The 10,142-nt window shown below is 69.7% G+C and carries 14 protein-coding genes; all 14 read left to right on the top strand.

The window, feature by feature from the left end:
* Positions 1 to 98: 98 nt before the first annotated feature.
* The 14 genes from H5397_RS12675 to H5397_RS12740 all read left to right on the top strand — a co-directional run bounded on the left by H5397_RS12675 (position 99) and on the right by H5397_RS12740 (position 9,916).
* A complete protein-coding gene (locus H5397_RS12675; protein ID WP_182817866.1) occupies positions 99 to 539 on the top strand; it encodes an Hsp20/alpha crystallin family protein in 441 nt (146 codons plus the stop codon).
* Between the two features lie 65 nt (positions 540 to 604).
* Positions 605 to 1,603 (top strand): DNA topoisomerase IB, encoded by a 999-nt coding sequence (locus H5397_RS12680; protein ID WP_182817867.1) that lies wholly within the window; start codon positions 605 to 607, stop codon positions 1,601 to 1,603.
* A 210-nt stretch (positions 1,604 to 1,813) separates the two neighbouring features.
* Positions 1,814 to 2,998, top strand: a complete 1,185-nt coding sequence (locus H5397_RS12685; RefSeq protein WP_182817868.1) for a tyrosine-type recombinase/integrase — start codon at positions 1,814 to 1,816, stop codon at positions 2,996 to 2,998.
* A gap of 89 nt (positions 2,999 to 3,087) precedes the next feature.
* Positions 3,088 to 3,495 carry a hypothetical protein gene (locus H5397_RS12690; protein WP_182817869.1) on the top strand — a complete coding sequence of 136 codons (408 nt, stop codon included), beginning with the start codon at positions 3,088 to 3,090 and terminating at the stop codon, positions 3,493 to 3,495.
* A gap of 143 nt (positions 3,496 to 3,638) precedes the next feature.
* Positions 3,639 to 3,872, top strand: a complete 234-nt coding sequence (locus H5397_RS12695) for an AlpA family transcriptional regulator (RefSeq protein WP_182817870.1) — start codon at positions 3,639 to 3,641, stop codon at positions 3,870 to 3,872.
* Positions 3,869 to 4,156, top strand: coding sequence for a hypothetical protein (locus H5397_RS12700; RefSeq protein ID WP_182817872.1), 288 nt, complete (start codon positions 3,869 to 3,871; stop codon positions 4,154 to 4,156). Before H5397_RS12695 ends, H5397_RS12700 begins: the two co-directional genes overlap by 4 nt.
* Positions 4,153 to 4,476, top strand: coding sequence for a hypothetical protein (locus H5397_RS12705; RefSeq protein ID WP_182817873.1), 324 nt, complete (start codon positions 4,153 to 4,155; stop codon positions 4,474 to 4,476). The genes H5397_RS12700 and H5397_RS12705 overlap by 4 nt, the downstream gene beginning before the upstream one ends.
* Before the next feature lie 53 nt (positions 4,477 to 4,529).
* A complete protein-coding gene (locus H5397_RS12710; RefSeq protein ID WP_182817874.1) occupies positions 4,530 to 5,342 on the top strand; it encodes a hypothetical protein in 813 nt (270 codons plus the stop codon).
* Positions 5,339 to 7,426 carry a DUF3854 domain-containing protein gene (locus H5397_RS12715; RefSeq protein ID WP_182817875.1) on the top strand — a complete coding sequence of 696 codons (2,088 nt, stop codon included), beginning with the start codon at positions 5,339 to 5,341 and terminating at the stop codon, positions 7,424 to 7,426. Before H5397_RS12710 ends, H5397_RS12715 begins: the two co-directional genes overlap by 4 nt.
* The gene (locus H5397_RS12720) at positions 7,423 to 7,881 is read left to right on the top strand and encodes a WhiB family transcriptional regulator (RefSeq protein ID WP_182817876.1); all 459 of its coding nucleotides are present in this window, start codon (positions 7,423 to 7,425) and stop codon (positions 7,879 to 7,881) included. Before H5397_RS12715 ends, H5397_RS12720 begins: the two co-directional genes overlap by 4 nt.
* Positions 7,878 to 8,183, top strand: a complete 306-nt coding sequence (locus H5397_RS12725; protein WP_182817877.1) for a hypothetical protein — start codon at positions 7,878 to 7,880, stop codon at positions 8,181 to 8,183. Before H5397_RS12720 ends, H5397_RS12725 begins: the two co-directional genes overlap by 4 nt.
* Positions 8,184 to 8,337: 154 nt before the next feature.
* Positions 8,338 to 8,607: a hypothetical protein gene (locus tag H5397_RS12730; protein ID WP_182817878.1), complete on the top strand. Its 270-nt coding sequence runs from the start codon at positions 8,338 to 8,340 to the stop codon at positions 8,605 to 8,607.
* Positions 8,604 to 9,029 carry a hypothetical protein gene (locus H5397_RS12735; RefSeq protein WP_182817879.1) on the top strand — a complete coding sequence of 142 codons (426 nt, stop codon included), beginning with the start codon at positions 8,604 to 8,606 and terminating at the stop codon, positions 9,027 to 9,029. The genes H5397_RS12730 and H5397_RS12735 overlap by 4 nt, the downstream gene beginning before the upstream one ends.
* Before the next feature lie 17 nt (positions 9,030 to 9,046).
* Positions 9,047 to 9,916 carry a hypothetical protein gene (locus tag H5397_RS12740; RefSeq protein WP_182817880.1) on the top strand — a complete coding sequence of 290 codons (870 nt, stop codon included), beginning with the start codon at positions 9,047 to 9,049 and terminating at the stop codon, positions 9,914 to 9,916.
* Positions 9,917 to 10,142 lie beyond the last annotated feature (226 nt).

Here is a 10,142-nt window from a genome sequence, read left to right on the forward strand (position 1 = left end):
CACCACTCCACTCACGATGGCCCGCCCTGCCCGGGAATAGAAGGTGAGCCTGGTGCGCTCAACTTGGTGAACCGCCTCCGCTGAGAAAGGAAACGCACATGGCTGCCTTCGACCCCTTCCGTGAGATGGACCGTCTGCTCGGTGACGTGACCCGGACGCCGGCGTCCGTCGCGATGCCGATGGACCTCTACCGCACCGGCGACGACTTCGTCGCCCACATCGACCTGCCGGGCGTCGACCCCGACAGCATCGACATCGACATGGACGGCGCGACCGTCACCATCCGCGCCGAGCGCAAGACCCCGGTCGACGGCGACGCCCAGTGGCTCGTCCGCGAGCGCGCCGCCGGCACCTTCGCCCGCCAGCTGACCCTGGGCCGCGGCCTGGCCACGGACCGGATCAGTGCCGACTACTCCGACGGCGTCCTCACGCTGACCATCCCGGTCGCCGAGACCGCCAAGCCCCGCAAGATCGCAGTGCAGCACCCCAACCGCCCCACCCAGATCGAGGGCTCGGTCGAGGAGACGCACGAAGCCTGACCCTCGCGACACCGAGATGTGCCGGCGTCTCCCCTTGTGGGAGGCGCCGGCACTAGCATTTCGCCATGGTGCGCCTTCGACGTGTGAGCCCCCGGATGGCCGGCTGGACACGGCAACGCCGCGGGAAGGGCTTCAGCTACACCGACGAGGCGGGCCGCGCGCTGGCAGCCGAAGACGTCGAGCGCGTGAAGTCGCTGGCGATCCCGCCGGCGTGGACCGACGTGTGGATCTGTCCCGTCCCCAACGGTCACCTCCAGGCCACCGGCACCGACGACGCCGGACGGCGGCAGTATCTCTACCACCCCGACTGGCGGGTCCGCCGCGACAAGGGCAAGTTCGCCCGCGTCACCGAGGCCGCGGCGATGCTCCCCCAGGCCCGGCGGCGCATCGCGGCCGACCTCACCCTCGACGGCATGCCGCTCGAGCGCGCCTGCGCGACAGCGGTGCGCCTCCTCGACGTCGGCTACTTCCGCATCGGCAACGACGCCTACACCGACGCCAACGGCTCCTTCGGCCTGACCACCCTCGAGCGCCAGCACGTCCGCCGCCGCGGGCAGGCGCTGGTGTTCTCGTTCATCGGCAAGTCCGGCATCTCGCACTCCATCACGGTCGACGACGCCCCGGCCGTGGCCGCGCTCGAGGTGATGCGCAAGCGCACCTCCGACAGCGCGCGGCTGTTGGCGTACAAGGTGGGGCGCGGCTGGTCCGACCTCGGGGCGTCCGACGTGAACGCCTACCTGGGCGAGCTGTTCGGCGGCACGCTCACCGCCAAGGACTTCCGCACCTGGCACGCCACTGTCATCGCCGCCGAGGTGCTCGCGCTGAGCGAGGAGGAGGGCGACACCAAGGCGTCCCGGACGCGCGCGGTGAAGCAGGCCACCCTCGAGGTCGCCGGCTACCTGGGCAACACCCCGACGGTGGCGCGCTCGTCCTACATCGACCCGCGCGTGGTCGACGCCTACGAGTCGGGGACCACGATCGGGGCCGCGGCGGCCAAGCGCTACAGCAGCGCGCAGGCGCGGCAGACGGGTCTGGAGAAGGCGGTGCTGGACCTGCTCGGGTGAGTCAGCGGGTGCGCGTGCCGGGGAAGGGACTCGAATTCTTCCCCACTCTCCCGCACCCCCACGGGGAAACCCGTAGTGACCGCAGTTTCACTAGGCGTTTCAGCGCCTTTTCGGTTCCCTCACCCTAGCACACAACTGGGCAGAAATGGGCAATCGTGGGGTACGATGGTGCACGTATGGTGCACGAACCGGGGGAAGGAACCTGCCGAGATGGCGAAGCGACGAGGGTTCGGCAAGCTGCGCAGGTTGCCCAGCAAGCGGTGGCAGGCGTCCTACATCGGGGCCGACCAGGAGCGGCACGTTGCCCCGGTCACCTTCACCGCCGAGGGTGACGCCGAATCCTGGCTGAACGAGGAACGCAAGCTGCTCGAGTCCGGCGACTGGACCTCACCGGCCGCCCGGGAAGCGGCCCGACAGGCCCAGAATGAACGCGACTCCCTCACGCTGGACGACTTCGTTTCCCGGCTGTGGCTGCCCACCCTCGACCTGCGCCCGGCCACGAGCCGCGACTACGAGTCGCTGATGAAGAACCACATCCGTGGGGAGCGGCCCAAGCTCGGAGACCTCCCCCTGGCGAGCATCACCCGGGCCGACGTGCGCGCGTGGTGGGCCTCGATGGACGCCAGCAAGCCGCGCGCCCGTTCCAAGGCGTTCCAGTTGCTGCACAACATCATGAACGGTGCCGTCGACCTCGAGCTGCTCGACGTGAACCCGGCCGTGCTGCCCTCACGCACGAAGGTGCGCACCAAGCGGGCAACCGACGTTGAGCCCTTCACGGTGGAGCAGTTGCAGACGACGGCCGACGCTATGCCGCCGCGCCTGCGCATGGCGGTGCTGCTCGGCGGATGGTGCGGCCTGCGCTACGGCGAGTTGTCCGAGCTGCGCCGGTCGGACCTCTACCTAGACCAGGTCAAGGTGCCTGCCGAGCTGCGCAAGAAGGTGACCGCCCCCGCGTTGCACGTCTCGCGTGGCGTCATCAAGGTGAAGGGTGGCTACGAAGTCGGGCCGCCGAAGACGGCCGCCGGCGTGCGGTGGGTTCACCTCCCCGCCCACCTCGTGCCCGACCTGAAGGAGCACCTGAAGCTGCACGCGGCGTTCGGGCGTGACGGGTTACTGTTCCCGGCGCCCAACGGGGGGCACCTGCACGCGAACAGTTTCGCGCGGCTGTTCACCAAGGCCGCCACGGCCGCCGACCGCCCCAAGGCGACACCGCACGTGCTGCGCTACACGGGAGTCAGCCTGACTCACGCGGCCGGGGGCACCATCGCCGACAACATGAAGCGCCACGGCCACGCCACCCCGGCCATGTCGCTGCACTACGCGCACTCGATGGAGGGTGCCGACGCCGATGTGGCCCAGAAGCTCGCCAAGCTCGGGGAGGGGAAGAAGAAGTGACAGAACGGCCCTGCAACTGCGGCCGCTGCGGGAAAGCGCAGCGAGTCGAGATCGTGTGCGATAGCCCTCGACACCGGAAACGCCAGCACGTGACGACCTTCGTCAGTTTGCACGAGGGCTGGACTGAGCACCGACCCGCGGACGCAGCTACCAAGCGACGCCTTGCCGCCGAGCGCACGGGCGACCCCCCCGACGACGCCTCGCCGCTGGAGCAGATCCAGCACTACACAGACCCGAAGGCCGCCCGGCGTGCGAGTACCGCCGAAGTGATCTACGAAGGCGAGCACCTTGGCCGGCTGGCCGACTTGTCATCGCTCCCCGGCGCTGGCCAAGGGTACGCCGTCTTCCCGAACCGCTGTTCTCGCTGCCCTGCGAACTACCCACGGCGCGGCGAAAAGCTGTGGCCGCTACTCGACCTTGTTGCGAAGGCAGGCAGGGACACGGTGACGTTGCGAGAACTCGCAGCGATCGGCCGGGCCTACGACACGCGGAACTAGGCCCAGTTACGCGCTTGTGCACCCAGGACTGCTAACTTGAGTCCCATCACCTGCGGGGCTCTGCACCCCGCCCCGGCGTCGACAACGCTGCGGATGGGCACTTCCAACGGAGTGCGTGCGAAAGCATGCCCCGGAGGGAAGACATGGCGAGCACCGCCACCCGCAAGCACACACACCCTGAGACGGCTCGTTTCGTCTCCCAAGACGCCGCCGCCGAGCGCTGGGGTGTATCCGTCGACACGATCCGCCGCATGATCTCGAGCGGGCGCGTCACCGGCTACCGCCTCAACAACCGCATCATCCGCGTGGACCTCGCCGAGGTTGACGCCGCTTTCCGCCCCATCCCCACAGTGGGCAACGCCGGCGGTGCACGATGACCGCCAACGCCGCCCAGTGGGCGGCCACCCAGACCGGCACCCGGCCCGAGGACAACCGAGGAAGCACCGGGACAGCTCTGTCCCGCGACGACCTCGTGAACCTCGCTGTCTCGATGGGGTGGCGCATCCGCAACGCGCGCCGGTTCGTCGACCACCACTTGGCCCGCGTCGGTGACGAGGGGGCCGTGCTCACGCTGCTGCGCCGCGGTGACCTGGTGCGGTCGGTGCCGGTGGACGCCGAGGCCGAGCACGTCACCCGCAAGTTGTCGGGGGTGCGCCGATGACCGCCACGACAAAGCAAACCCGCCCGGGTGGGAACCGGACGGGTCAGGAAGTAGCTTCGACGGCTACCTACAGTCTAGAGGACCTCGACCGGATTGCCGAGCGTGCCGGCGGCGCGTTCGCCGTGGTGGTGGAGCTGGCCGCGTCCGTGCGTCCGGCTGCCCTGCCCGAGCCGTTGCCGGTGAAGTACCGGCGGCGCGTGTTCATGAGCATCGGCGCGGCCGAGAACGCTGCTCGCCGTGCGGCTGAGCGTGGCCTGAACGCCCGCGTGGTGCTCGTGGAGCTGCGCCCGGTGGCCCGCGTGGTCGGGGGTGCCCGGTGAATGCGTCTTATGGGGCACGCCCCGTAAACCGTCGTCGTCGGACGAACGCGGAGTTGGCCGAGCTGGACGAGCTGCTGCTCGAGATCGTCGCGGAGGAGAACCCGGTCACGGTCCGGCGTGTGTTCTACAGCGCGACGACGAAGACGGAGTTGGTGTCCAAGACGGACGCCGGCTACTCGGTGGTGCAGCGGCGCTTGCTCGAGCTGCGCAGGTCGGAGCGGATGCCGTACACGTGGATCGCGGACAACACCCGTTACGTGATCGAGCCGACCAGTCACCGCGACCACGAAGCGGCGCTGCGTGAGACGGCGACCTTCTACCGCAAGGCGTTGTGGTGGGACCAGCCCGAGCGGGTGCAGATCTTCACCGAGAAGGACGCGTTGGTGAGCGTGTTGAACCCGATCACCTTCGACCGCTGGCAGGTGCCGTTGGGCGTCATGCGGGGGTGCGCGTCGGAGAGCTTCATCTACTCGGTGGCCCAATCGGTGAAGGACATCGACATCGTGACGAACTTCTACCAGGTGGGCGACCACGACCCCACCGGCGTCCTGGCGTGGGAGAAGTTCGAGGAGGGCGTGCGCCGGTTCGCCCCCGACGCGCACCTGAGGTTCGAGCGGATCGCGGTGACGCCGGAGCAGATCAAGACCTTGTCGTTGCCGACGAGGCCCACCAAGAAGACCGACAGCCGCAGCAAGACCTTCACCGGCGAGTCGGTGGAGGTGGACGCGATCCCCGCCCCGATGTTGCGCGATCTCGTGAACGCCGCGATCGAACGGCACGTTGACCACCGCCAGTTGCAGATCACGCGCATGTACGAGGCGTCCGAGCGGGACGTGCTGCTGTCGCTGGCAGGGGGTGTCCGATGACCGGCTACACGATGGGTTTGTTCCCCCAGCACGCGGAGATGTTGGCGGCGTCGGGGGTGACCCCCGAGCACGCTGCTGCTCGGGGCTACGTGTCGGTTGACACCAAGCGGCGCTTGGAGAACCTGCAGATCACCAAGGCGGGCCGGAACGTGCCCGGCCTGCTCGTGCCGCAGCGGGCCGCCGATGGGTCGGTGTGGGGCTACCAGTACCGTCCCGACCAGCCGCGCGTGAACGAGGCCGGGAAGCCGGTGAAGTACGAGACCCCGACCGGGCAGCGCAACGGCATCGACGTGCCGCCCGGCGTCGGGCCGATGCTCGCCGATCCCTCGATCCCGCTGTGGGTCACCGAGGGGGTCAAGAAGGCCGACTGCGCAGCCTTGGCCGGCCTGTGCTGCGTCGCCCTGCCCGGAGTGTGGTCGTGGCGCGGCCGCAACGCCCACGGCGGCAAGACCGCCATTCCCGATTGGCACGACATCGCGCTGAACGACCGCGAGGTGGTGCTCGCGTTCGACTCCGACGTGGTGGTGAAGCGCAGCGTTCGCGCCGCCCTGCTCGAGCTGGCCAAGTACCTGGGCACGAAGGGCGCGCGGGTCACGTTCTGCCACCTGCCGAACAACGCCGACGGCAAGACCGGCTTGGACGACTACCTCGTGGCCGGGCACACCGCCGACGACCTGCGTCGCCTGGTCCGCCCGGACGCCCCGGAGGAGACCGAGATCGACCCCGAGCCGACGCCGACGGCCGCGCCGCCCACGACGGTGGAGGGGCGCCCGATCCCGGACGGCAGCCGCGTCCTGGACGGCGTCCGGAAGTGGCTCGGGAAGTACCTGCTCACGGTCACGGACGCCGACCTCGACCTCCTCGCGCTGTGGGCCGTCCACACGCATCTCGCCGAGGAGACCTACACGACCCCGAGGTTGCTGCTCGACAGCCCCGTCCCCGGGTCGGGCAAGACCACCGCCCTGGAGCACCTGCAGCGACTGTGTGTGAACCCGGTGCAGATGGCTGCCATCTCCTCGCCTGCGCTGCTAACGCGCATCCTCGAGGACGGCGTCCGAACCCTGCTGATCGATGAGGCCGACCGCACACTCCGCGCCGACAACCCGACCACGCCCGACGTGCTCGCCCTGCTGAACGCGGGCTACAAGCGCGGCGCGACGAGGCCCGTCCTCGTCCCGGAGAAGGGCGGCGGCTGGGTTCCCAAGGAGATGCCGTGCTTCTCGCCGGTGGCGATGGCGGGCAACTCGCCGAACCTGCCCGAGGACACCCGATCACGGACGATCCGGGTGCTGCTGCTGCCCGACCTCGATGGCGTCGTGGAGGAGAGCGACTGGGAACTGATCGATGACACCGCCCGACGTCTCGGTGGCGTGGTCGCCGCGTGGGCCGACCAGCACCGCGCCGAGGTGGCGGCGGTCCGCCCAGTGATGCCGGAGGGCATCGTCGGACGGTTCCGCGAGAAGTGGCAGCCGCTGGCCCGGGTCGCTGCCATCGCCGGCGGCCGGTGGCCGTCCGTGGTCGACCAGCTGGCCCTGGAGGACCGTGAACGGGTCGAGATGGACCGCGAGGACGGCATGGTCACCACGAGGCCCCACGTGCTGCTGCTGCAGCACCTGGCCGAGGTGTGGCCCCCCGGTGAGACGTTCGCCGCGACCAGCGAGTTGGTGGGGGAGTTGATCCTCGCGCATCCGGCCGTCTGGGGTGACGGGTCGCCGTATGGGAAGGCGCTCACGGTGCAGCGCTGCGGCCGGATGATGGCGCAGCACTTCAAGGTCAACACCGGCCGAGTGGAGGAGCCGGTTCGAGCTCGCGGCTACTTCGCCGCCGCCCTCGTACCGGTCTGGACTCGGATGGGGATCAAGGTCCCCCTGCAAACCGGGGGAACCGGGCAGACCGGGCGAACCGGGCGGGAGGAGACGCCGGTCGCACCCGGTTCACCCGCTTCACCCGGTTCCCCCGGTTCGGTGGGCACCCCGGAGGAACCGGTCGTGACCAGCACCTGCTCGTTGATCCGCCCGGACGGACGACCGCATCGGGATCACCCCATGCGCGGGTGCTGGGCATGCGACGGGGGCGACCAATGACCGCCCGCGACGAGGCCCACGCCGAAGCCCTGGACGCCCTCCACGAGGCCCTGACCGCCGCCCTGGACAGCCGCCAGCACATTCCCTGCCGGACGCCCGGACGGACCGCCTTATGGACCTCCGAAGCCCACGAGGAACGCGCCGAAGCGGCCGAGGCCTGCCGAGCCTGCCCGATCCTCGACCCCTGCCGAGCCGCTGGCCGGTTCGAGCGGTTCGGCGTCTGGGGCGGCCGGGACGTGGGCGTGAAGCCCGGCAAGAAGCTGCCGCCCAGGCCGACGACCACCACCAAGCCGAGGCCCGCCCTCGACCCCATCGCCTGCCACGGCTGCGGGGAGATGTTCACCCCGAGCCGCACCGGGCACACCTACTGCCGCCAAGCGTGCCGAACCCGCCTCGCATCCGCCGAACGCCGGCGCAAGGCCCGCAAGAACACCGAGAAGGAGACCACCGCATGACCGACCTGCCCACCATCCTCGACGCCCTGGAAGCCGAGAAGAACGCCCGCACCGACTACGCCGAGACGATGAACGGCTACCACCTCACGGTTGGCTACAACGCCGGTGAGGTGCTGCTCACCAACCTCGACCCCGAGCACACCGGCCCGGTGAGCTTGGACGACCCCACCTCGATCCTGCTCAACGTCGCCCAAGCCCAAGCGCTGGCACGCGAGCTCGACCGCGTGGCCGACCTCGCCTCGACGTGCCCGCCCCTGCGGACGCCGCACCCGTTCACCCTCATCCACGGCGGTGCCCGATGACCACCGACACGAGCCGCCCGACCATCCCGCACGCGGCCCGCTGCGGACGCCGTAGCGGGCCCATCCTGCGCGCCTCGTGGAAGGGAGCACCCGAGATGTGGTGTCCCGACTGCGGACGCCACGCACCCGCCGACGACACCCGAGAGGACGACCGATGAGCAGCACGCGCACCCGCGTGGAGATCGCGTCCGAGTGGGACACCAAGAATCGCGGCGGCCGGCCCATGTCCCTGCTCGCGTTCGTCACCACCCCGGACGGCAAACGGGTGATGGTCCGCTACCAACGCGCCCTCGACCGGTGGGACTGCGAGACCTGCGGACGCCGCCACAACCGCCCCGGGTGCCACCACGCCCGAGCACTGGGCCAAGCACTGCAACAGCTGGGGCACCTGAGCCCCACCGACGAGAAGGAAGGTACCCGATGAGCATCTACGGACCGCACGAGCCTGAACGCCGGACCATCGAACGCGAACGCCGCGAACGCGAGCAACGCGAAGCCGAGCTACGCGCCGCGACCGAACGCACCCGAGCCGAGGCGGATGCCGCCCGGCGGGCGTCCGCCGACCTGCTGGCCGAGGTGGCGACGAACCTCGCCACCACCTTGGGGGCTGCCATCCCCGCATACCTGGCGCGGCAGGACGCCACGCCACATCAAGAAGGAGAACCGACCATGACCGAAACCGAAGACGAGAAGGTGCGCACCGCACTCAGGCGCATGCAAGCCGCGACCGGCGTCAAGCTGGAGAACCCCCCGACCCCGGAGCATCCCCAGAGCAACCCCCAGGTGGCGAACATCGCCCGCAGCATGGCGCTGGACCTGGGCATCAACCTCGACACCACCAACTGAGAAGGAGCACCACGACCATGAACATCCTCGACACCAACCTGTACCGGGACCAGAGCATCGACCCCGGCCCCATCCAGCACCACCCCGGCAACATCGGGGCGGTCGCCAACCTGCGCCTTGCGGTGGCATCGGGGGAACTCACCGAACTCCCCGGCAAGGTGCTGCGCGCCCTGGCCGCCGAGGACGCCGCCCAGCGGCTCAACATCGAGCACGCCACCACCGCCCACGCCGGCGGGGTGCACAACTTCGTGCGCGACCTGCACGCCCACGTCGTGGACGGCACGACCGACCTGCCCGACTACGAGACGTTCGCCGCCCAAGCCCTCGACGCCGCCCACCGCGAACAACTCGCAGCCGCCGCCAGCACTGCGGGTGAAGCGTTCGTGCGTTGGTCCAAGCACCAGGTCCCCTTCATCTTCCAAGAGATGGAAGACGAGATCCTCGACGGCCTGCGCGCCCAGCTCACCGAGGTGATGACCGCGACCCGCAAGGCAGCCGCCGCGCTGGGGAGCATCGACACCAACGACGCCATGCAGGTCGCCACCGCCACCGACGCCCAGCGCAAGGCCATCACCACCCTGGTGGACCTGTCCCGGCGCTACAACCGCCTGCGCATGCTCCAAGTCAACACCTACGCCGCCACCAACCGGGAGGCCCCGGGCGCCACGCCGCACATGGAGACCAATTGGAAGGGGGCACTGGACTCGGGCGTCCACGAGGTGAGCGGAATCACCTACGGCGACCACGGCCCAGCACGCGACCTTCCGCCGGTTCAGCGCATGCTGCAGCTCGCCAAGCGCGACGACGTTTGGATGCCGACCTACGAGCAGATGAACCGTCGCCTCGCTGAACTGCGCGGTCCGGTCACTCCGCTGCACCTGCGCTGAGTAGCACCAAGCCCTACACAGAACGGCCGCGGACGGGAGGACGGTTACTCCCGCCCGCGGCCCCACAATCACGCCCGTTCGTCGCCGCCTGCTCGCCAAGCCTGACGCGGTCCAATCCCGACCTTGTCAGTGCTGGAGCGAGGTGTCCAAGTTGGACACCTGCGGGGCACAGCGAACACAACACACACGAGGTCGCGCCGCACCACGAGCTGCTCGCTCGACTGCC

The sequence above is a fragment of the Propioniciclava sp. MC1683 genome (assembly GCF_014164675.1).
Lineage (GTDB): Bacteria > Actinomycetota > Actinomycetes > Propionibacteriales > Propionibacteriaceae > Propioniciclava.

Excerpts from the sequence above, each read along its gene's own strand:
- H5397_RS12675 (WP_182817866.1), top strand. The coding sequence starts at position 99 with ATGGCTGCCTTCGACCCCTTCCGTGAGATGGACCGTCTGCTCGGTGAC.
- H5397_RS12680 (WP_182817867.1), top strand. The coding sequence starts at position 605 with ATGGTGCGCCTTCGACGTGTGAGCCCCCGGATGGCCGGCTGGACACGG.
- H5397_RS12685 (WP_182817868.1), top strand. The coding sequence starts at position 1,814 with ATGGCGAAGCGACGAGGGTTCGGCAAGCTGCGCAGGTTGCCCAGCAAG.
- H5397_RS12695 (WP_182817870.1), top strand. The coding sequence starts at position 3,639 with ATGGCGAGCACCGCCACCCGCAAGCACACACACCCTGAGACGGCTCGT.
- H5397_RS12700 (WP_182817872.1), top strand. The coding sequence starts at position 3,869 with ATGACCGCCAACGCCGCCCAGTGGGCGGCCACCCAGACCGGCACCCGG.
- H5397_RS12705 (WP_182817873.1), top strand. The coding sequence starts at position 4,153 with ATGACCGCCACGACAAAGCAAACCCGCCCGGGTGGGAACCGGACGGGT.
- H5397_RS12715 (WP_182817875.1), top strand. The coding sequence starts at position 5,339 with ATGACCGGCTACACGATGGGTTTGTTCCCCCAGCACGCGGAGATGTTG.
- H5397_RS12720 (WP_182817876.1), top strand. The coding sequence starts at position 7,423 with ATGACCGCCCGCGACGAGGCCCACGCCGAAGCCCTGGACGCCCTCCAC.
- H5397_RS12725 (WP_182817877.1), top strand. The coding sequence starts at position 7,878 with ATGACCGACCTGCCCACCATCCTCGACGCCCTGGAAGCCGAGAAGAAC.
- H5397_RS12730 (WP_182817878.1), top strand. The coding sequence starts at position 8,338 with ATGAGCAGCACGCGCACCCGCGTGGAGATCGCGTCCGAGTGGGACACC.
- H5397_RS12735 (WP_182817879.1), top strand. The coding sequence starts at position 8,604 with ATGAGCATCTACGGACCGCACGAGCCTGAACGCCGGACCATCGAACGC.
- H5397_RS12740 (WP_182817880.1), top strand. The coding sequence starts at position 9,047 with ATGAACATCCTCGACACCAACCTGTACCGGGACCAGAGCATCGACCCC.